The organism is Bradyrhizobium sp. AUGA SZCCT0431 (assembly GCF_018131065.1).
Taxonomy (GTDB): Bacteria; Pseudomonadota; Alphaproteobacteria; order Rhizobiales; family Xanthobacteraceae; genus Bradyrhizobium.
This window is the reverse complement of sequence record NZ_JAFCLR010000051.1, coordinates 1-20096: the sequence shown is the minus strand read 5'-3', so window position 1 is coordinate 20096 and position 20096 is coordinate 1. Positions and strand designations below refer to the sequence as shown.

Genomic DNA, 20096 nt, shown 5'->3' with positions numbered 1-20096 from the left:
GAAACGTATTTTCCACGCATGGCCCCGTATCCGGTCCTCGGCTATGATGCCCAAGTCCAAATCGGTTTACCCGCAATGCCTGACGGCTCCGCTACGGCCCATACCTATCGTCCGAAACTCGCTACCGTGCTGGCCGAGGGATACAATTTCGGTCATTTCCGTTGCTGCCCAAGCTTGCGGCACTCGGTCAGGCGCTGCCAACCATCAGCGCGGCTGTACTTGCGGTCGGCATCGGTTCGGTCGTCTTGATCATCCTGCTGCGACGGCTGGCGCCGAACTGGCCGGGCATGCTGATCGCGGTGACGCTGGCCTCGGTGGCGGCATGGCTGTTCGGCCTGCCGGTCGAGACTATCGGCAGCCGCTTTGGCCAACTGCCAGACGGCTTGCCGGGACCCCGGTTGCCATCGATCTCGTATGCGTCTGTGCTCGAAGTGTTGCCGGCCGCGCTCTCCTTCACGCTGCTCGGCGCGGTCGAGAGCCTGCTCTCGGCCAAGGTCGCCGATGGCATGACGGGGCGCAAGCACCGCTACAATATGGAAGTCGTGGCGCAGGGTGTCGCCAACGTCGCCTCCGCACTGTTCGGCGGCATCAGCGTGACCGGAACGATCGCGCGCACGGCCACCAATATTCGCGCCGGCGCGGTCAGCCCGGTCTCCGGCATGATGCATGCGCTGTTCGTGCTTGTGTTCATGGTGGTCGTAGCGCCGCTGGCAAGCTTCATCCCGCTGTCGGCGCTGGCGGGCGTGCTTGTCGTGGTGTGCTGGAACATGGCGGAGAAGGAAGATTTCCTTCATTTGCTGCATGATTGGCGCGGCGCCGGCGTTCTGCTCGCCACTTTCGGCCTCACGCTGATCGAGGACCTTACGGTCGGCATCATCGCCGGCTGTATGCTGGCGGCGGCGTTCACAGTCTATGATCGCGCCATGCGATCGCGCGGCAACTCCTGAACACCAGCGCGGCTGGCCGCCATCGGCGATCGGCGCTACACTTCCCAGGCAACAGAGGGAGCGACATCGATGTGGCAGCGGGCGTTCTATCACGAGGGAATGAGCGAACTGCAGGACCGGTTCGACGGGCGGCGTGTGGCCGAGGCGATCGAACGGCACCGCAAGCATTACGAATTCTGGGATGATGAGAAGGCGCTGATCGAGAGTTCGCCGTTCTTCTTCATCGGCACTTCCTTTGCGGATTATGTCGACTGCAACATCAAGTCGGGCGATCCCGGCTTCGTGAAAATCGTTGGCCCCAACGTCATCGAGTATCCGGAGTATGACGGCAATTCGATGTACCGGACGCTCGGCAATCTGTCGCGAAATCCGAATGTCGGGTTGTTGTTTGTGCGCTTCGACGGCAAGAGCCGGCGCATGCGCATCAACGGCCGTGCGGTGATTCTCGACGACGCGGCGGCGATCGGCCGGCATTACGGCGCCCAGCTCGTGGTGCGGATCGAATGCGAAATCTATCCGAACTGCCCGCGCTATGTGCCGGACCTCGCCGGCGCCAGTCCGTCGCCTTACGTTCCCCGCGAAGGCGAGGGGCCTCCGCCGCCGCCGGAATGGAAGGGCCGCGATTACATCCGCGACATCCTGCCCGCCGGCGATCCGCATGCGGAGGTCGTCAAGACGGGTCCGCGTGAAAGCTGAACGTTTGCCCTAAGGACGCGGCCGGTCGGCGGCCGACACCGTCACGTCAGGGCCAGGTTTGATGGGCCCGCTGACATGCTTGTGTGAGTCGAGCGGATCGCACGTGACCGTGCGTGTCTTGTCGATTTCCTCGCCGACTGTTTTCGTCATTGGCGCGAAGCTGCCGTCCTTTGTCTTCAGGATGATGGGTTCCCCCTGCAGGCAGAAATCGGGGAATGCAATGCCGTGTCCGTCCTGACCTGCGAATTTTCCGACCAGCAGTTGGGATGCCTGCATCCTGGCGGCCGCCGATGCCCGCATCGGGCGTTTCGGATCGAACGGGCGATAGCAGGGGTAATCAGGAAGCGACTGGAACTTGTACTTCACCGTGCAGGCCGCCCCGCCGGTCTTCACGAATGGCGCGTCCGAGGGGCCGTCCGCAGCGCGCTCGAATACCAGCGTTTCCAGGCTCAATGATTCGGCATTGGGACCGGCAGATCCGCCCGCAATTTCTGCACGCGAGAAAACAAGCTTGGTTTTTGGAAGCCCCTCGCGCGTTTCGAGCACAAGGACAGGTCGCGAGGCCCAGGACGGGTGCAGGTTTACGTCACTTCCATTCATCGTGAGCTTCACATCGCCGACGGCAGGATTCTCTTTTTCAAAATCAATCATGCGGACACCGACTCCTTCCTTCGAAGACTCCAGACTGAGGAAGCGGAGATCGTCTCTTTTGCGCGTGATCGGCATCATCGGATCAAAACGGTCGTCGATGTCAAACTTCACCGTCTTCTTGATTCTTGATCCCGAAGCTCTTTTCTCCTGGGAGTGCGCGGTGACATCGATCACCAGCATGGTTCCTTTAGACGAGTATTTGACGCCCAGAGCATTCTGGAGAAGTTTGACCGGCAGCAATGCCGGTGATGGTGCAATATCACGCGCGAACAGGATTTGCTGACCTGGACGGACGACTGCAAAGTTCTGAAAGGCGCCGAGGCCGGTGCCGCCGGAAACTTCCGGTCCGGAGAGGAGAATGCAATCAGCCTGGTCGTCGTTCTTTATGGTTTCTCGCTCGACCTTCCTGGACGCGGACCGCAGGCAGAAGCTCAGGCTGCGATCATCTTCCCGCTTTGCGCTGATTGCGGCTGCGAAAATGCCATTCGCAGTTGGTATCTCCATTGGAAGTGGTGAGCTCGCATACATATCGACCTCAACCATGGTAAGTTGGGAGCCCGCCTCCTCGGAGCAGAGGTCACGCTTTGGCAATGTGTGGGTCAACAACTTCGCGGCGTCCGCCAGGACCAGGCAGGAGATGGTGTCTCCCGGATTGTTCCGCGTCACCCAGATCAGATGATTTTTGCCCGCACCATCGACCAGCAGATGCGGTGCGGCGTGATGACGTCGCGGCGGCAGCCAAACCGGATTGGTGTTGGATAGAATTTGATCTTCGCGCTTTAGCAAGGCGTCGGGAAGCCGCTCGATCCCGACCGATCGGAGTTCCGCGCTGACGTCGCTCCGGCGTTCGGTGGTTTGAAAGACCGGTACGTCCTTGCAGGTGACGCAGGTTACCGTAAGGTTTGATCGCTTATTCTCGAATGTCAGAATGACCTGATCCGGCTCATCCTTGTATTTCTCCCGATCGATGGATTTAAAGGGATGATCGACTACCCGGCTGACCAGGAATCCGCTGGAACGCCAGGGATCCGAATCGAATTCGAAGTAGGTCGACCGGTCCCAGGCGCGATAGGCGTCGGCGCCGCCGAGGCTCACGCCCGCCAGAACCATTTTTGAATCGGTCTCGCAACGTGCCGCCTGATCCGCATCGTCGCCGTTCCGGATATAGAGGCAGAGCCGGAAAGCCGCATTCTGCATGATGCGATCGCAGTCGTTCTGGTTATAGCCGTAGGTGGCCAGGCCATGGCGATAGCACAGATCGTGAAACACGCACGCCTGCCGGAACCGCTGCAACACGAGATGACGTCTGCCTTTATCGTCTGCACGATGGTCGAAGAAAATGTTCGTCAGGGCAGGGAGGCTGCAGTTCAACCCTTCGCCGCTGCCGCCGATGGTGCTGACGACGTCAGGGCCGGATTGGAAGGAAGCAACGGTGGGTGGCATCTCGCTGTCGGAAACGTCATCGACGTTCTTGTAGATGGAGTTGACCATCGTCTGGTGAAGGAAAATCATGTCGACGAGTACTATCAGCACCGGGAGCACAACTGCCGTCACGCAGGCGGCCAGCAATCCAACTCCAAAACGCTTCGACATGAGATCCCCCGCGCCAGGAGCGAGAAACGGCCGGACAGGCGCTTTGCTTCAAGCGCGATGTCCGGTCAGATTGCCGTTCGCGACTTCACAAAATGAAAGAGACTTATATCGGAGGAGAGACAACCATAGGTTAGGGCGATGTCAAGCGCGTGGCTTCACAAGACAGCACAGCCGGCGATTGCAACTTCGTGATCAGGTCCGCGCCGGATCGTCGCATGCGCGGATGGGCTTGGACGCGGGTGCCACGCCTAATCCCGCGGGGCCGGTTTGGTCGCAAATTGTGGAAACTTGTCGGCGACGATGGGCCCGTCGGTGCGCCAGGAATAGCAGCCGCCGATGAAGAACGGCCGCTTGCCAGAGTTCTGCTGGGTTTCCAGCGACCCGCGCCCTTCCGGGGCGCTGCCGTGCGACATGGTCTGAAACAGCGTGGTCACGGCCGGGCCCAATAGCTCCGACAGATGGGTGCAGCCCTCAAGCCGGCCGATCTTGCGGCGGACCACCTCGCGCCAGCCCTTGCCGATGCTCTCGCCGACCAGCCGCTGCAGGATCGGCTCGACGTCGATGCAGGTGGGATAGGGCGTCTCGGCCATGGTCGCTTCAGCCTCGTGGATCCTCATGGTGTCGTCGATCGCCAGCCGCAGGCGGATGTCGTGCACGGGGTCGCCGGGCTTCAGCTCCTCGCGATAGCGGTCGGCGGCTTGCGTGAACGGCTTCGTATCCACCAGCCGCGCCTCGACTTCCCAGAGCCCGTCGTCCCTGATGTAGCCGTTGCATTCGACCGTTCGCGTATGCATCAGGCGACGCCCGGTTTTGCTACCTGTTTTCTCTTCGGGCATCTTCGGTCCTTAAGAAAATTTGACGATCATTTTACCGAGCGCAGATCGCGACTGCATGGTCTTGAACGCCTCGCGGAAATTCTCGAACGGCACGACCTTGCCGACCACGGGGCTCAACTGGCCCGAGGCGAGCCAGTCGAACAATTGTGCGATCAGGCGGGTATGCGTTTCCGGCTCGCGCTTCTGGATTTGCGCCAGATCGACGCCGAGCAGGGCGCCGCCCTTGAGCAGCGGAAGATTGAAGGCCAGCGCCGGAATGGTGCCGGAGGCAAATCCGACCACCAGGTGTCGTCCGCGCCAGGCGATCGAGCGGAACGCCTGCAGCGCCACCTCGCCGCCGACAGGGTCGAAAATAACGTCCGGACCGTTGCCGCCGGTCAGGCCTTTAAGGGTGTCGCGCCAGTCCGCCTTGGTGTAGTCGATGGTTTCATCGGCGCCGTAACCTGCGGCAAATTCGCGCTTCTCTTGCGTCGATGCGGCCGCGATGACCTTCGCGCCCATCAGCTTGCCGAGTTGCGCCGCCGCGATGCCGACGCCGCCCGCGGCGCCCAGCACCAGCAGCGTTTCGCCCTTGCGCAGTTCGGCGCGCGCATCCAGCGCGTAAAGTCCGGTCAGGTAATTTGCCTGAAAAGACGCTCCGGCCTCGAAGGCAATCTTTGGCGGCAAATGCTTCAGCGCCGCTGACGGCACGCAGATGTATTCGGCGAGCGCGCCGGATCTGACCATGCCGACCACGGGCATGCCCGGCTTGAACGCGGCGACGTCGCCTGCGGCAGCGTCGACCACACCAGCGAATTCCGTGCCCGGCACGAACGGCAGCGGGTCCTTGGTCTGATACAGCCCTTGCACCTTCAAGCCGTCGACGAAGCCGATGGCGGCGGCGCCGATCCTGACGCGGACACCGCCGGGCGGGATATCGGGCATCGGCATCTCCTTGATGGAGATGCCGTCAATCGAATCGTAATTCTCGACCACCACGGCTTTCATGCAATTGGTCCCAAAGTCTTCCCTGGCGTCGTGCTGTGACCCGGCATCTTGATGTGTTTGCAGATTCTGAGGGCCAACGCTACTCGGCCGCCTCGGCCTGCCGGTCGATTGCTTCTGCACCGGCCTTGATCAATGGAATGAGGTCGCGGCCGATCGCCATCGTGTCATGCGGATTCTCAAATCCGCGCAGCAGGAACGAATGGATGCCGAGCCGGTAATACCTGAGCACCGCGGCCGCGATCTGTTCGGGCGTTCCCACCAGGCAGGACGTATTGCCCGGCGCGCCGGTGGCGCGCGCGATCCCCATCCATAAGCGCTCATCATGCACGTCGGCACGCGCGGCATAGCCCAGCAGGCGTTCGCTGGAATGGTTGCTCGGCTTCGGCGCTTCGCCCGTTCTGCGTTCGACATCCGCCAGCAGCGCTTGCGCGTTGTCCCAGGCGGCGCCCTCGGTTTCCGCCATGATCGGGCGCAGCGACATGTTGAAATCGGCGCGCCGTCCGAACGCGGCGGCGCGACGGCGGAAGTCGTCGACGCGGGCGCGGGTCTCGGCGAGCGGCTCGCCGAAGATCGCGAACACATCGCAATGCGCAGCGCCCATTTCCAGCGCGCCTTCCGAGGAGCCGCCGAAGAACAGACGGGGATAGGGCTGCTGAAACGGTTTGATGTCGCTGTACGCGCCCTCGATGCGATAGAATTCACCCTGATGGTTGAACGGGCTGTCGCTGGTCCAGATCCGGCGCATGACATCAAGATATTCGCCGGCGCGGCGGTAGCGATCGTTCTTGGGCAGGAAGTCGCCTTCGCTGGCCTGGTCCTGGTCGCTGGTGCCGGCGATGACGTGCAGCGACATCCGTCCCTGCGTCAGCTGGTCGAAGGTCGCGATCTGCCGTGCCGCCAGCGCCGGTGCCACCGAGCCCGGGCGATGCGCGATCAGGAATTTTATTCGCTCGGTATGATCAGCGGCATACAGCGCGATCGCAAAACCTTCGGCGGCCGAGGCGTAATATCCGACCAGCACGGAATCATAGTTCCACTGCTCATGCAGGCGGGTGAAATCGATCACCCATTCGCGCGATATCTGGCCCTTGATCAGGTGAACCGCGACGCCCTCCTGCTGGGTGCCGATCATACCGATGATTTTCGCTGGCATGGCTGTTTCCCCGGGGTATTTGTTCGTTGCCTGAATGAAACGCGCAACAACAGGGGAAATCAAGCGCTTCACAGGCCGGAAGCTGTGTCAGCCTTGCAACCATGCCATCAGGAAATGACGCCGCCAGGGCATCGCCGTTGCTGGGGGCAATGCCATGACTTATGAGAGGGGCAGAGGCACCTCGCGTGGTGAAGTATAAGCATGGACAAGCATACGCTTCGCAGCGGCGCGATTGAGGCGACCATCAAGGCCGATGGCGCTGAACTGTGCTCGCTTCGAAATGAAGGGATCGAGCTGCTTTGGCAGGCGGGGCCGGCATGGCCGCGCCACTCGCCGTTGCTGTTCCCGATCGTCGGCCGCCTCAAGAATGATCAACTGCGCCACCGTGGCAAAACCTATCCGATGACCCAGCATGGTTTTGCGCGGGATGTCAGGTTCGAGTGGGTGGAACAGGGGGCCTCGTCGTGCAAGCTGGTGCTTGTCGATAGCGAGGCGACGCGCGCCCGCTATCCCTTCGCGTTCCGGCTCGAGGTTACCTACAGCGTTGAAAATGCCGGCCTGAAAGTGGCGTTCGACATCACCAATACCGGCGACGAGACTTTGCCGGCTTCGATCGGCGCCCATCCGGCGTTCAACTGGCCATTGCTGCCTGGGTTGGAAAAGGATGTCTACGCGCTCACCTTCTCGGACGAAGAGCCGGCGCCGATCCGCAGGCTGGCAGGCGGCCTGATGCGTGCCAAGGCGGAGCCGTCGCCGGTTCGCGGCAACAGCCTCCCCCTCTCGGAGCGGCTGTTCGAAGACGACGCGGTCATTATCGATCAGCTCGCGAGCGGTTCGGTTCGCTATGCGGCCGATCGTGGGCCCTCGATCGAGATGTCCTGGGAAGGATTTTCCGAGCTCGGCATCTGGTCGAAACCATCAGGCGCGGCGTTTCTCTGCATCGAGCCCTGGCATGGATTTGCCAGCCCGTCGGAGTTCGACGGCGAATTCACTGGCAAGCCCGGATTGATGCAGATTGCGCCGGGCCAGAAGCGGAGCCTGTGCTATCGGATACGCGCGGGTTGAGGTTGCGAACGTCTATCGACGGGCATTTTCGGCCGATTTTACCGGCAGGGCGCCCAACAAACGGCATTTTCTGGCTTGAATGGTCCTTGCTTCCGCTTTTCCCGGCTGCAATGGATATGGCTGAACCCTATCCGCACCCAAGAGAAGAGATCGATGAGCCAACTGATTGTCCGCGCCGGCGACTTCACCTTTGAGGCCCGTTTTGAAGAGCAACTGGCGCCCAAGACGGTTGCCGCCTTTCGCAAGGCGATGCCGTTCGAGAGCCAGGCGATCCATGTCCGCTGGAGCGGCGAGGGGGTCTGGATGCCGCTCGGCGATCTCGATTTCGGCGTTTCCTACGAGAACCACACCAGCTATCCCGCGCCGGGCCAGATCATTCTCTATCCCGGCGGCATCAGCGAGACCGAAATCCTGCTCGCCTATGGCGGCGTGCATTTCGCCAGCAAGATGGGCCAGCTCGCCGGCAACCACTTCATCACCCTGACCTCGGGGCTGGAGAACCTCACCGCATTCGGCAAGACCGTGCTGTGGAAGGGTGCACAGAAGATCCGCTTCGAGGAAATCTAGGTGACGGAGCCCGGCTACCCCCGCGACCTCCGCGGCTACGGCCGCAATCCGCCCGATCCGCGCTGGCCGGGCAATGCGCGGGTCGCCGTGCAGTTCGTGGTGAATTTCGAAGAGGGCGGCGAAAACAACATCCTGCACGGCGATCGCGCCTCCGAGGCGTTCCTGTCGGATGTGCTGGGCGCGCAGCCCTGGACCGGCAAACGCCACGCCAATATCGAATCGATGTTCGAATACGGCTCGCGCGCCGGCTTCTGGCGGCTGTGGCGTATGTTCACCGAGCGCAGGATGCCGGCCACCGTGTTCGGCGTTGCGACCGCGCTGAAGCGCAATCCCGAAGTGGTCGCCGCCATGAAGGAGGCCGGCTGGGATATCGCCAGCCACAGCCTGAAATGGATCGAACACAAGGACATGTCGGAGGCGGAAGAGCGGGCGGAAATCGCGGAAGCGATCCGTGTTCATACCGAGGCGACCGGCGAGCGTCCGCTCGGCTGGTACACCGGGCGTTCCTCGATCAATACGCTGCGGCTTTTGATGGAAGCCGGTGGCCTGCTCTACCTCAGCGATTCCTATGCCGACGATCTGCCATACTGGATCAAGGCGAGCGGATTGCAGCCGCATCTGGTGATCCCCTATACGCTCGACGCCAACGATATGCGCTTTGTGAACCCGCAAGGCTTTGGCGGCGGCGATGAGTTCTTCACCTACCTGAAGGACAGTTTCGATGTGCTCTATGCCGAGGGCGCGACCTCGCCGAAGATGATGTCGGTCGGCCTGCATTGCCGCGTCGTGGGCCGCCCCGGCCGCGCAGCGTCGCTGATGCGCTTCCTCGATTACGTCATGAAGCATGACGGCGTCTGGGTGCCGACGCGGTTGCAGATCGCGCAGCATTTTCACGCCAATCTCAGCCATCTCGCCGAAAGCGCCGCCGATATCGGCTAGGCCAGGGAATGCCGAAGGCGCTTGCGCCGTGATACCTCGATCGAAAAAGGAAATGACATGCCGGAATTGATCAATATGGGCACGCTGCAGCTCAGGTTCCTGCACACCAAAGATGAGACCGGAGGCAGTCTCGATATGTTCGAAATGACGCTGCAGCCGAATGCCCGCATGCCTGTGCCGCATTATCACGAGAATTGGGATGAAATCATCTATGGCCTGACCGGAACGACAACCTGGCGCATCGATGGCGAAGACATCGATGTAGCGCCCGGCGAAAGCGTCTTCATCAAGCGCGGCGTCGTCCACGGTTTTACAAATAACACCGCCGGGCCGGCAAGTTGTCTCTGCACGCTTACCCCCGGCGTGCTGGGGCCGTCTTACTTCAAAGAGATGTCCGCGCTGTTGGTTGGTGGCGCGCCCGATCCGGCAAAAATGAAGGCGACGATGCTCCGCTATGGGCTTATTCCGGCGCCAACGCCATCAGCGACATAGTTGCGAAAGATAGCTAAAGGCGCGCTTGCGCCGTGCCGACCAACTATCTCAATAGCCCTGAATGGTGGGCATGGTCTGAATTCAACGCAAGGCGCCTTTGCGGACTCGCGCGTGAATGTGAATTGACTGCCGGCAGTATGGCTTGTCTGGTTCGGTGGGTTGACGCCGCGACGTCAATCCCGATGGAGGTCCCGATGCGCATTTCGGCTTTGATGATATTGACGGCCGTCACCGTTTTGACGTCTGCGCCGGCTCCGGCCCAGACGTATGGCGGCAATTATCCGGTCTGCATCCAGAACTACCGCTGGGGAGGAAGCGACATCGATTGCCGCTTTACCTCGATGGCGCAGTGCGCCGCGTCGGCGTCGGGCCTCTCCGCCCAGTGCCTGGCCAATCCATATTATGCGAACGCGCAAATGCCCCGTGGGTCGTCTCGCCGGGCGTACTGATTTCATTCCGTCGTTCACTGCGACGGGCGGCGACGATGGCTTTGGACGCTCGCTGAAGGCGCGGCGCCTCCCAGTCCTGCGTTGGCCCTGTTTATCGCATAGAGCGCGGCGGCAGCGTCGCCGGGCTGCTCCCGCGCCAGTCTGCCTGCAGGCGTGAGCACGCCGCCATTCAGCACATCCCGATCCGGATTCTGTGCCGCATAAGCCGCCGGCTCCTGCGCCAGCGCAGATGTCGCCAGAACGATCGACATCAGCGCGCTCGCGACCAGCGTCCTGGGTCCAGTCATGGTAATTCTCCATTATCGCTTTTTTGCGCAATCGTTTGCGGCGGCGAGTGCTGCCTTCGGGCGCTCTCTCCGGATTGTTCCAAGGGGCCATCTAGGCATTACCGCCAGGAAAGCGTGGTGCAGGCAGATCACTATTCCGCGAATGCGCGGTGGGGGCGGTGGCAGTTTCGACGCAGCCTCGCGGCGTTCACGCCGAGGCGTGAACGCCCGCTGTTGCCTCCTAATGCCCTGCCATATGCCGTCCGATCTCGGTGAGATCGGCCTCGCTGGCGCGGGCTTCATGGACGAACTGGCCGTGGAACATCACCACCAGACGATCCGACAATTCCAAGAGTTCGTCGAGGTCCTCGCTGACCAGGAGCACCGCGGCGCCGCGGTTACGCGCCGCCATGATCTCGGCATGGATCTGGGCGACCGCGGCAAAATCGAGCCCGAAGCAGGGATTGGCGGCGATCAGCACCTCGACCTCGCCGCCGAGTTCGCGGGCCAGCACCGCGCGCTGCACGTTGCCGCCCGACAACGCCGAGATCGGCGTGTCCGGCGAGCGGGTCTTGATCTTGTACAGCCCGATCTTGCGCTCGGCGTCTTTTCGGAACGCGGAGCGATTGAGCCACCAGCCTTTGCTGGCGAACGGCGCCCGGTCGAATTCACGGAACGCGATATTGTCGGCGACGCTCATGCCGCCGACGCAGGCGTTCTTCAAGGGCTCCTCCGGGAGCAGCGACATCTTGTGCCGCCGCATCTCCTCGCGGCTCGCTGAATAGAGATCGCCGCGAATGCGGATCTCGCCGCTCTCGGCCTCGCGCTGGCCGGCCAGCACTTCCACGAGTTGCCGCTGGCCGTTGCCGGAGACGCCGGCGATGCCGACGATCTCGCCGCCGCGGACGGTGAGCGAGACGTCGTGGACCGCGACCGCACCGGCATCGTCGATCGCACAAAGCTTGCTCAGTTCCAGCCGCGCCTCGCCCAATTGTCCGACGCGCGGCGGCTGAACCGTCAGTTCCTCGGCGCCGATCATCATCCGCGCCATGCTGTCCGGCGTGAGATCGGCGACCTTGCCGTTGCCGGCGAGCTTGCCGCGGCGCAGGATCGTCACCTCGTCGGCGAACGCCATCACCTCGCGGAATTTATGCGTGATCATCAGGATGGTCAGGCCGCCGTTCACGACCATGTCGCGCAGCATGCCCAGCACCTCGTCGGCCTCGCCCGGCGTCAGCACCGAGGTCGGCTCGTCGAGGATGAGGAAGCGCCGCTTCAGATAAAGCTGTTTGAGGATTTCGCATTTCTGCCGTTCGCCCGCGGAAATGTCGGAAACCCTGGCGTTGAGCGGCACCTTGAACGGCATCCGCGCCAGAAACGCTTCCAGCTCCTGTTTTTCCTTGGCCCAGTTGACGACAGAAGGAACGTCATCGCGCGCCAGCACCAGGTTTTCGGCGACCGTCATCGCCGGCACGAGTGTAAAGTGCTGGTAGACCATGCCGAGCCCGAGCGCGTGCGCATCCTTGGGGTTGGCGATCGCCTGTTCGCGGCCGCCGACCAGAATGTCGCCCTCGGTCGCGTGATAGTAACCCATGATGCATTTGACGAGCGTGCTTTTTCCTGCGCCGTTCTCGCCGAGCAGCGCGTGGAACGAACCCGGCTGCACCTTCAGTGCGACATTGTCGAGCGCGAGGAAGTCGCCGAACTTCATGGTCACCGCGACCGCGTCGACGCCGAGCGGGCCTTCGGGAAGCGGCGTCTCGCCGATGATCATGACACGGCCTTGATGAATGCGCCGGAGGTTGCGACCGCGCCGAACACGCCGCCCTGCATCTTGATCATCTTCAGCGCGTGGTCGTGGTTGCTCTTGTCGGTGGCGGCGCAGCAATCCTCGATCAGCACGCATTCGAAGCCGCGGTCGTTGGCTTCGCGCATCGTGGTGTGGACGCAGACGTCGGTGGTGATGCCTGTCAGCACCAGGTTCTCGATGCCGCGCAGCCGCAGCATCAGTTCGAGATCAGTGGCGCAGAACGATCCCTTGCCGGGCTTGTCGATGATGGGTTCCCCGGGCAGCGGCGCCAGGTCGGGAATGATCTCCCAGCCGGCCTCGCCGCGCACCAGCACGCGGCCGCACGGGCCGGGATCGCCGATCCCTGCGCCGATCTGCCGCGAGCGCCACTGCTTGTTGGCAGGCAGGTCGGTGAGGTCAGGGCGATGGCCCTCGCGGGTGTGGATGATGTGAAAGCCCTGCGCGCGCATCACGGCGAGCAGCTTCTTGATCGGCTCGATCGGCGCGCGGGTCAGCGACAGGTCATAGCCCATCTTGTCGACATAGCCGCCGACGCCGCAAAAATCGGTCTGCATGTCGATGATGACGAGCGCGGTGTTTTGCGGGCGCAGGTCGCCGTTGTAGGGCCAGGCATAGGGTTCGGATGAAATATAGCGCTCGGGCATGGCACGTTCTCGCTTATCGGGTGATGGACAGTTCGGCCGGCGCGCCGGTCAGCGTGCGCTTCGGCGAACAGGTGATGATCATGATCGCCAGCGTCAGGATGTAGGGCGCGGCGTTGAACAGGTGATAGCCTGAGGTGACGCCGACCGATTGCAGCGCAGGTCCCAGCGCCGCGGCGCCGCCGAACGCCAGCGACGCCCACAGGCACAGCATCGGGTCCCAGCGCGCGAAGATCACCAGCGCCACTGCGGTGATGCCCTGTCCCGAGGACAGGCCCTCGTTCCAGCTGCCGGGGTAGAACAGCGACAAAAACGAGCCGCCGATGCCCGACAGAAAGCCGCCGACCATGGTGGCGCGCAGCCGGATCGCCAGCACCGAATAGCCCATGGCGCGCGCGGCATCCGAACTCTCGCCGGCGGTGCGGACGAGCAGGCCCCAGCGCGTGGTCTTGAAGGCCCAGTATAATATCGGCGCCAGCGCAATGCCGATCAGGAACAGCACGTTGATCCGCAAGGCCGCGCGGACCTGCGGCACGTCGCTCCACCAGCCGAAATCGATCGCCGGCAACCGCGCCGCGGTCGGTTCGATCAGTGGCTTGCCGAGATAGAATGCGAGCCCGGTCCCGAACAGCATCAGCGCGATGCCGACCGCGATGTCGTTGACGCGCGGCAGCGAGCAGATGCCGGCATGTAGTGCGCCCAGCATCGCGCCCGTGATCCCGGCGGCGAGCACGCCGAGCCAGGGCGAGCCACTGAGATAGGAAATGCCATAGGCGCTCATCGCGCCCATCACCAGCGTGCCTTCGAGGCCGAGGTTGATGCGGCCGGAACGTTCGGTGATGCATTCGCCAAGACTCACGAACAGAAACGGCGTCGAGACGCGGATGGCGCCGCCGAATACGGCCAAGGGAACTGTCCAGAGTCCGAGCGATGCATCCGCCATCAGGATTTTCCTTTCAGGAAGCCGATCCGGCCGTACAGCGCGTCGCTCGCCAGCACGAACACGAAGATGATCCCTTGCAGCACCAGCACCGAGGCGTCAGGCAATCCGAGCCGGCGCTGCAGCAGCCCGCCGCTGGCGCTGATGCCGCCGAGCAGGATCGCCACGGGAATGATGGCCAGCGGATTGTGCCGCGCCAGGAAGGCGACGAGGATGCCGGTAAAACCATAGCCGGCGGCGAGATTGGCGTTGGTGCGGCCCTGCACGGCGGCGACTTCGACCATGCCGGCGATGCCGGCGGCGCCGCCGGCGAGAAAGCAGATGGTCAGGATCAGTTTGTTGACGCCGAGGCCGACGATCTTTGCCGCACGGATGTTGCCGCCGGCGACGCGCGCCGAGAAACCGAACACGGTGTGATAGATCAGGATATAGGACGCAAGGGCCGCGACCAGGCCGAACGCCAGCCCCCAATGCACGTCGGTGCCGGGAATGCTGCCGATCATGTTGGCCGCGCCGATTTCGCGGGTCGACGGCTTGTTGAGGCTGGCGGGGTCGCGCATCGCGCCCTCGACCAGATGGTTGAGCACCGCAAGTCCGATATAGACCAGCAGCAGGCTCGAGATCGTCTCGTTGACGCCGCGATATTGCCGGAGCGCGCCGGCCAGCGTGATCCAGAGACCGCCGCCGATCACGCCGGCGCACACCATCGCGGTCTGCACCACCAGCGGCGACGCCCACGGCATCGCCAATGCGACCGAGGTCGCCGACAGCGCGCCAATGAGCAGCGCGCCTTCGCCGCCGATAATGACCATGCCCAGTTGCGCCGGCAGCGCCGTGCACAGCGCGGTCAGGATCAATGGCGCCGCGCGCGTCAGCGTGTTCTGCCAGGAGAACCAGGTGCCGAACGCGCCCTGGTACATGTAGAAATAGAGATCGAGCGGATTCTTGCCGAACAGCGCCACGAACAGCCCGAAGGTGGCGAGCGCGCCGACCAGCGCCGCGCCCGGGATCAGGATATATTCGATGGTCGCGCCGTAGCGTTGGAGGAAGCCGGGATCAGCGGCCGGCGCAACGCCGACCGCCTCCACCGGATCCGCCGAACCTGTTGTCACGAAGTGGCTCCGAGCACGCCTTCCACCAGATAGTTCATCTTCTCGAGTTCAGGATCCGTCTGACCGCGATCGGTGCCCGCGGTAATGACTGCGTTGCCCTTGTTGTCCATGATCGGGCCCTTGAAGATGGTGTAGGTGCCGGCGACGAGCTTGGCCTTGATGTCGTCGGCGTGCTTGCGCGCCTCGGCCGAGACCGCCTCGCCATAGGGCGAGCATTTGACGATCTCTTCCTTCAGGCCGCCGCGATAGAAGTTCGGAATGGATTCGCCTGCCGCGATCATCTTGACGAATTTCGGATAGAGCGCCTCCCAGTTCCACTCCGCGCCAGTGAGATACGCCTTCGGCGCCAGCGGCGACTGGTTGACGTGATAGCCGCACACCATTGCGCCGCGACGCGCGGCGTTCTCCACCATGGTTTTGGGACCGTCGACGTGACAGGTGAGGACATCGACACCCTGGTCGATCAGGCTGTTGGTGGCTTCGGCTTCCTTGACCGGCATCGACCAGTCGCCGGTGAAGATCACCTGCGTGGTCGCCTTCGGGTTGGCAAGCTTCGCGCCGAGCGTGAAGGCGTTGATGTTGCGCAGCACCTGCGGAATCGGTTTCGCCGCGACGAACCCGAGCTTGCCGCTCTTGGTCGAGTAGCCGGCAACGATGCCAGAAATATACTGCGCCTCGTCGATATAGCCGAAATAGCTGCCGGCGTTGGTCGGGTCTTTCTCGCTCCAGAGGCCGCCGCAATGCTCAAAGCGCAGTTTTGGAAATTTCTTCGCCATCTTGATGACGTGCGGGTTGTAGTAGCCGAACGAGGTCGGGAACAGCAGCGTCGCGCCGTCGAGGTTGATCATGGACTCGATGGTCTTTTCGACCGCGTCGGTCTCGGGCACCTTTTCTTCCTCGATCACCTTGAAGCCGGGCAGCTTCTTCACCGCCGCGGCGCCCTGCGCGTGGGCCTGGTTGTAACCGTAGTCGTCGCGCGACCCGACATAGACGAAGCCGATGGTGGCGCCGGCTGCGCGCGCGGCGCCCGCGCCGAAGGCGGTGCCGAGTGTCAGCGCCGCACCGCCCTGCAACAGATGCCGTCGTGAAATCCTGCCAAATTCCATGTGCTGCTCCCTCTGGCGGTTGGACCGCCCCCTATTTCGTGGGCCGCGCCGATGCGGCGGGCTCGGGGAGCGATGTCGCAATCTTCATGCCAGAGCGCGTGAGGCGGGCATTGCTGCATAAGCTAATGAACAGATTGAATTATCCGGGGGCGTTGCCCGGCATGTAAAATTTGTGCAGCGCCGAAATGGCTAATTTTTGAGCGGCATTCCATGATTGTATGCAAGGTCGTTAAGCAATTGTTAGATCCCGCAGGGCCGTCAGCAGGTCGAATTGGCGGCGGATTTCTTGCCGTGCTGGCTGGTCAGGCGAATTGGGGCTGCTACCAGTCAGAGGTCCGCGGCAGCTTGCGTCGAAGCCGCCTGGCATTGAACGTATCGATCGGCCGGCGCTGGAAACGGTGCGGCGCTGTACAGGAAGAGCATGAGCAAGACTGAAGTGGCCAATAGCGGATCGAGCCAGGCAATGCTGGGCGATGAAATCGTCGGCCGGATCAACCAGCTCGCGGCGATCTCCGAGACGCCGGAGCATCTGACGCGAATCTTCCTTTCGCCCGAGCATCGCGCCGCCGCCGATCTCATCCTGTCCTGGATGCGCGAGGCCGGCATGGCCGCGCATCTCGACGCCATCGGCAATGTCTGCGGCCGCTACGAAGGCGACCGGCCCGGCCTGCCGTGCCTGATGCTGGGCTCGCATTACGACACCGTGCGCGACGCCGGCAAATGGGATGGCCCGCTCGGCCTGATCACGGCGATCTCCTGCGTCGCCGATCTGAACAAGCGCGGGCTGCGGCTGCCGTTCGCGGTCGAAGTCGTCGGCTTTGCGGACGAGGAGGGCGTGCGGTTTGCTTCCACGCTGCTCGGCAGCCGGGCGGTCGCCGGCACCTTTGTCGAGAGCGCGCTCAATGCGCGCGACCATGCCGGAATTTCGATGCGCGATGCGATGGTCACCTTCGGCCTCGACCCCGATCACATCGGCGCCGCTGCGCGAACCCGCCGCGAACTCCACGCCTATGTCGAGCTGCACATCGAGCAGGGCCCGGTGCTGGAGCAGCAAGCCCTTGCCGTCGGCGTCGTCACCGCGATCGCGGGCGCCACACGGCTGGCGGCAAAGCTGACCGGCATGGCCGGTCATGCCGGCACCGTGCCGATGGCGTTCCGCCGCGATGCGCTGGCGGGCGCCGCCGAATGCATTTGCATGGTGGAGGAATTCTGCAAGACCGACGAAGCCGGCCTCGTCGGCACCGTCGGCTATATCGACGCGATGCCCGGCGCCACCAACGTGATCCCCGGCCTCGTCTCCTTCACGCTCGACATCCGCGCGCCATCAGATCCGCACCGCAAGATGGCGGTCGCCGACATCGTGCGCCGCATTGAAGCGATCACGAAACGCCGCAATCTCGCGCTGCAGCTCGACGTCACCCACGAAAACCGCACCGTGCCCTGCGCACCCTGGCTGAAGGCGCAGGTTGCCGACGCCGTCGCCGCCGAAGGTTATGGCGTGTTCGACCTGCCGAGCGGCGCCGGGCATGACGGCATGGCGATGATCGATATCGCCGATGTTGCCATGCTGTTCGTGCGCTGCCGCGGCGGCATCAGCCACAATCCGGCCGAGCATGTCGAACTTGCTGATGCCGATGCAGGGGCGAGGGTGCTGCTGAGGCTGGTGGAGAATTTCAGGCCGCAGGAAGCCTAACTAGCTTCGTCGTCCCGGCCTTGAGCTCAGATGCGCAATTGCGCATCGGGGGACCCATACGCCGCGGCCCTTGTTGTTGAAAAAGGAAGATAACGACCTGCGTGCAAGAACAATTGTCGCGGGTGGTTATGGGTCCCGGCCTTCGCCGGGACGACGCGGCGCTACATGACAGTTCGATGACATCTCACCCCGCGCTGTTGCGGAGAGACGAATCGTGATGTTCGGAGTACCAACGCGTGATAACAGACACGCCGGACATTGCTCTCATCTCCCGCCCATGAACAGCCAGATCACATTTTCATCGCATCGCGGATACCGCTTTCATCAAGGCTTGTTGGCCAGCCTTGTCGCCAACAGCATTCAGGCCGTCAATTTTCTCGGCGATCGCTTCCTTCGAAAATATCATTTGTCGGCAGGCATCGAGGAACTGTACCGGCATTCGATGAATGCTGCGTTTGCCGAGAAGGAAGCCTTTCTGGTTACCGGGGCGCCGCACGCCTCCGCCTATTATCCGCGCGACTTTGCCTGGTTCTATCCTGACGTCCTCGACCCCGAGACCATCATGGATTCCCAGGATGCCGTGCGCAGGGTTCGCCTGCTCGAAAAAAGCGTCCGGCTGATGCTGGAAGCCGTTCGCGCCGGCGTCGTCACCACGACGATCGTGCCCGCGGGGCGCAACCGCTACATCGGCATCAATTATTTTTCGCAGCCATCGGACACGCTGCTCGGCATCCTCGCAGGCCTGGAGCAGCTGCTAACCGCCGAGCAAAGGCCGACGTCGTATCTGGCGATGTCGCAAGGCGCGCATGCCGGCCGGCTGTTGCTGTCGGAATACCGCGAGGACCTGAAGCGGGCGATGGTTGAGCTCGCCAAAGCGTTGCAACGGTTCGATGACAGCGGGCTTTCGGCGCTTCTGTGCGACGTCAGCGCGCCCCGTTCTGCGGCGACCGATACCCGTGCCGAACGCCGGCGGTTCGTCACCAATGCTTGCGTCTATGCGACGTTCCTGCGTGGCATCAGGCTTGGGATCATCGAGCGAACTGAGCTGGAGCAACTGCTCGGACGCGCGCTTTCACAGTACAAGAAGGAGCTGCTGCTGCTGTTCGGCAGGCACGGCTATATCAGTCATTCCCTCGACTCCCGGCAGCAGGCGCCGGTTTATTCCATCGCGCTCGATTTCGTGAATGTGCATCAGGGCTTTTGGGATTTGAACGACGCGGGCGAGCGCGCGCTGTTCGCGGCCACGACCGATTTCATCCTTGCCGAGCCGCGGTTTCGAGTCCCGGATACATCGCACTTTCTCGTATCCGCCGATAATCCGCTGAACAAGCTCATCCACAGGATCGCGGCGCCGGCCTATCAGGGCCGTTCGTCCTGGCCGACATTCAACGTCGAATTCGCCGATCGCATGCTGGACCACGATGAATGTTCCGGCACCGAGACCTATCGGGCCTATGCGTGCGATATATTGCGCGATATCCGCACCGTGACCGAAACCCACGGCGGATATCAGGAACTGATTTCCGAAGAAGGCCTCAAATATCGCACTTGGGCCTATCAGAGCGCCGTCGCGCATTCCTGGTTTCCACGCTTTCTGACGGTCTGGCGGCGGGCATTCGGGACGTCGCTGCTGGGGAATTAGTAGACCGTGGGGGTAGCGATGCGTAACTCAGCATTTTTGTCGATACTCTTCCGTCATTGCGAGCGAAGCGAAGCAATCCATGTCTCTGCATGTGGCGCTATGGATTGCTTCGCGGAGCCTGTCATCGGGCGCGCATTCGCGCGACCCGGTGGCTCGCAATGACGCTGAGTGCGACAAAACAGCCCGACGGGCAAATCAATTCTGATTTACGGAATTTGTGTCAAGCCCCGAAATAAAAAATATTTCGCTTTTCCAGAAGAGAAAATCAGGGCATATTTCTCGCCATCCCGTCCCACTCAGAGGGCGTCGGCCGTCGTCACGGACGTTGGGCGGGTTGCGGTGGACGCCGATGTCGCGAAGACGTAACGCGACAGAGGCGTACGGCGAAGGCGCGTGGTCCTGACACCCCGTTGCTGGTGTCAAGTTTCCGGGAAGCCAAAAGCTGATCGGGAGCGACGGTGGCAAGAAAGCCCGTTCACCGGGGAGATCGCGTTATAAGCCGTAAAGCCAT

General features: G+C 62.6%; 18 protein-coding genes and 1 pseudogene. 9 read left to right on the top strand and 10 right to left on the bottom strand.

From position 1 onward, the window contains the following. Positions 1 to 158: 158 nt before the first annotated feature. Positions 159 to 947: pseudogene (locus JQ567_RS33315) on the top strand (SulP family inorganic anion transporter); the annotation flags it as partial. A gap of 69 nt (positions 948 to 1016) precedes the next feature. After that, positions 1017 to 1643 carry a pyridoxamine 5'-phosphate oxidase family protein gene (locus tag JQ567_RS33310; RefSeq protein WP_212442743.1) on the top strand — a complete coding sequence of 209 codons (627 nt, stop codon included), beginning with the start codon at positions 1017 to 1019 and terminating at the stop codon, positions 1641 to 1643. A gap of 9 nt (positions 1644 to 1652) precedes the next feature. Here the strand turns inward: JQ567_RS33310 and JQ567_RS33305 are convergent, their stop codons facing one another. The 4 genes from JQ567_RS33305 to JQ567_RS33290 form a co-directional block, all read right to left on the bottom strand. Further along, positions 1653 to 3887 (bottom strand): hypothetical protein, encoded by a 2235-nt coding sequence (locus JQ567_RS33305; protein WP_212442742.1) that lies wholly within the window; start codon positions 3885 to 3887, stop codon positions 1653 to 1655. Between the two features lie 248 nt (positions 3888 to 4135). Then, a complete protein-coding gene (locus JQ567_RS33300; RefSeq protein WP_212442741.1) occupies positions 4136 to 4681 on the bottom strand; it encodes a DUF2889 domain-containing protein in 546 nt (181 codons plus the stop codon). Between the two features lie 51 nt (positions 4682 to 4732). Continuing rightward, on the bottom strand, positions 4733 to 5710 hold the full coding sequence (locus JQ567_RS33295) for an NADPH:quinone oxidoreductase family protein (protein ID WP_212442740.1): 978 nt from the start codon (positions 5708 to 5710) through the stop codon (positions 4733 to 4735). Positions 5711 to 5789: 79 nt separating this feature from the next. Beyond that, positions 5790 to 6863, bottom strand: coding sequence for an LLM class flavin-dependent oxidoreductase (locus JQ567_RS33290; RefSeq protein ID WP_212442739.1), 1074 nt, complete (start codon positions 6861 to 6863; stop codon positions 5790 to 5792). 201 nt (positions 6864 to 7064) lie between these two features. Between JQ567_RS33290 and JQ567_RS33285 the strand changes: the two genes are divergently transcribed. The 5 genes from JQ567_RS33285 (at position 7065) to JQ567_RS33265 (ending at position 10375) form a co-directional block, all read left to right on the top strand. Beyond that, positions 7065 to 7928 carry an aldose 1-epimerase family protein gene (locus JQ567_RS33285; protein ID WP_212442738.1) on the top strand — a complete coding sequence of 288 codons (864 nt, stop codon included), beginning with the start codon at positions 7065 to 7067 and terminating at the stop codon, positions 7926 to 7928. 153 nt (positions 7929 to 8081) lie between these two features. After that, positions 8082 to 8495, top strand: a complete 414-nt coding sequence (locus JQ567_RS33280) for a DUF3830 family protein (RefSeq protein ID WP_192734938.1) — start codon at positions 8082 to 8084, stop codon at positions 8493 to 8495. Then, the gene (gene puuE / locus JQ567_RS33275; RefSeq protein ID WP_212442737.1) at positions 8496 to 9434 is read left to right on the top strand and encodes an allantoinase PuuE; all 939 of its coding nucleotides are present in this window, start codon (positions 8496 to 8498) and stop codon (positions 9432 to 9434) included. A gap of 57 nt (positions 9435 to 9491) precedes the next feature. Beyond that, positions 9492 to 9926, top strand: a complete 435-nt coding sequence (locus tag JQ567_RS33270; RefSeq protein ID WP_212442736.1) for a cupin domain-containing protein — start codon at positions 9492 to 9494, stop codon at positions 9924 to 9926. Between the two features lie 194 nt (positions 9927 to 10120). Beyond that, positions 10121 to 10375: a DUF3551 domain-containing protein gene (locus JQ567_RS33265; RefSeq protein ID WP_212442735.1), complete on the top strand. Its 255-nt coding sequence runs from the start codon at positions 10121 to 10123 to the stop codon at positions 10373 to 10375. A 14-nt stretch (positions 10376 to 10389) separates the two neighbouring features. On the opposite strand, the gene JQ567_RS33260 is transcribed toward JQ567_RS33265, so the two are convergent. From JQ567_RS33260 to JQ567_RS33235, 6 genes are all read right to left on the bottom strand, one after another. After that, positions 10390 to 10662 carry a hypothetical protein gene (locus JQ567_RS33260; RefSeq protein ID WP_249165896.1) on the bottom strand — a complete coding sequence of 91 codons (273 nt, stop codon included), beginning with the start codon at positions 10660 to 10662 and terminating at the stop codon, positions 10390 to 10392. Positions 10663 to 10882: 220 nt separating this feature from the next. Further along, positions 10883 to 12415, bottom strand: coding sequence for an ABC transporter ATP-binding protein (locus JQ567_RS33255; protein ID WP_212442734.1), 1533 nt, complete (start codon positions 12413 to 12415; stop codon positions 10883 to 10885). Beyond that, a complete protein-coding gene (locus tag JQ567_RS33250; protein WP_212209118.1) occupies positions 12412 to 13095 on the bottom strand; it encodes a cysteine hydrolase family protein in 684 nt (227 codons plus the stop codon). The genes JQ567_RS33255 and JQ567_RS33250 overlap by 4 nt, the downstream gene beginning before the upstream one ends. 13 nt (positions 13096 to 13108) lie before the next feature. Next, entirely contained in the window at positions 13109 to 14035 is a 927-nt protein-coding gene (locus tag JQ567_RS33245) for an ABC transporter permease (RefSeq protein ID WP_212442733.1), read from the bottom strand. After that, positions 14035 to 15144, bottom strand: a complete 1110-nt coding sequence (locus tag JQ567_RS33240) for an ABC transporter permease (RefSeq protein ID WP_212442732.1) — start codon at positions 15142 to 15144, stop codon at positions 14035 to 14037. The genes JQ567_RS33245 and JQ567_RS33240 overlap by 1 nt, the downstream gene beginning before the upstream one ends. Next, on the bottom strand, positions 15141 to 16250 hold the full coding sequence (locus JQ567_RS33235; RefSeq protein WP_212442731.1) for a BMP family ABC transporter substrate-binding protein: 1110 nt from the start codon (positions 16248 to 16250) through the stop codon (positions 15141 to 15143). The genes JQ567_RS33240 and JQ567_RS33235 overlap by 4 nt, the downstream gene beginning before the upstream one ends. A 421-nt stretch (positions 16251 to 16671) precedes the next feature. On the opposite strand from JQ567_RS33235, the gene JQ567_RS33230 reads away from it, so the two are divergent. Beyond that, the gene (locus JQ567_RS33230; protein ID WP_212442730.1) at positions 16672 to 17943 is read left to right on the top strand and encodes an allantoate amidohydrolase; all 1272 of its coding nucleotides are present in this window, start codon (positions 16672 to 16674) and stop codon (positions 17941 to 17943) included. Positions 17944 to 18220: 277 nt separating this feature from the next. Next, positions 18221 to 19585, top strand: coding sequence for a hypothetical protein (locus tag JQ567_RS33225; RefSeq protein ID WP_212442729.1), 1365 nt, complete (start codon positions 18221 to 18223; stop codon positions 19583 to 19585). Positions 19586 to 20096: the final 511 nt, after the last annotated feature.

What these genes read in the sequence shown, in the direction of transcription:
- JQ567_RS33250 (WP_212209118.1), bottom strand. Translation starts at nt 13,095, where the DNA reads ATGCCCGAGCGCTATATTTCATCCGAACCCTATGCCTGGCCCTACAAC.
- JQ567_RS33290 (WP_212442739.1), bottom strand. Translation starts at nt 6,863, where the DNA reads ATGCCAGCGAAAATCATCGGTATGATCGGCACCCAGCAGGAGGGCGTC.
- JQ567_RS33285 (WP_212442738.1), top strand. Translation starts at nt 7,065, where the DNA reads ATGGACAAGCATACGCTTCGCAGCGGCGCGATTGAGGCGACCATCAAG.
- JQ567_RS33295 (WP_212442740.1), bottom strand. Translation starts at nt 5,710, where the DNA reads ATGAAAGCCGTGGTGGTCGAGAATTACGATTCGATTGACGGCATCTCC.
- JQ567_RS33235 (WP_212442731.1), bottom strand. Translation starts at nt 16,250, where the DNA reads ATGGAATTTGGCAGGATTTCACGACGGCATCTGTTGCAGGGCGGTGCG.
- JQ567_RS33305 (WP_212442742.1), bottom strand. Translation starts at nt 3,887, where the DNA reads ATGTCGAAGCGTTTTGGAGTTGGATTGCTGGCCGCCTGCGTGACGGCA.
- JQ567_RS33260 (WP_249165896.1), bottom strand. Translation starts at nt 10,662, where the DNA reads ATGACTGGACCCAGGACGCTGGTCGCGAGCGCGCTGATGTCGATCGTT.
- JQ567_RS33265 (WP_212442735.1), top strand. Translation starts at nt 10,121, where the DNA reads ATGCGCATTTCGGCTTTGATGATATTGACGGCCGTCACCGTTTTGACG.
- JQ567_RS33245 (WP_212442733.1), bottom strand. Translation starts at nt 14,035, where the DNA reads ATGGCGGATGCATCGCTCGGACTCTGGACAGTTCCCTTGGCCGTATTC.
- JQ567_RS33280 (WP_192734938.1), top strand. Translation starts at nt 8,082, where the DNA reads ATGAGCCAACTGATTGTCCGCGCCGGCGACTTCACCTTTGAGGCCCGT.
- JQ567_RS33300 (WP_212442741.1), bottom strand. Translation starts at nt 4,681, where the DNA reads ATGCATACGCGAACGGTCGAATGCAACGGCTACATCAGGGACGACGGG.
- JQ567_RS33310 (WP_212442743.1), top strand. Translation starts at nt 1,017, where the DNA reads ATGTGGCAGCGGGCGTTCTATCACGAGGGAATGAGCGAACTGCAGGAC.
- JQ567_RS33225 (WP_212442729.1), top strand. Translation starts at nt 18,221, where the DNA reads ATGAACAGCCAGATCACATTTTCATCGCATCGCGGATACCGCTTTCAT.
- JQ567_RS33270 (WP_212442736.1), top strand. Translation starts at nt 9,492, where the DNA reads ATGCCGGAATTGATCAATATGGGCACGCTGCAGCTCAGGTTCCTGCAC.
- JQ567_RS33255 (WP_212442734.1), bottom strand. Translation starts at nt 12,415, where the DNA reads ATGATCATCGGCGAGACGCCGCTTCCCGAAGGCCCGCTCGGCGTCGAC.
- JQ567_RS33230 (WP_212442730.1), top strand. Translation starts at nt 16,672, where the DNA reads ATGAGCAAGACTGAAGTGGCCAATAGCGGATCGAGCCAGGCAATGCTG.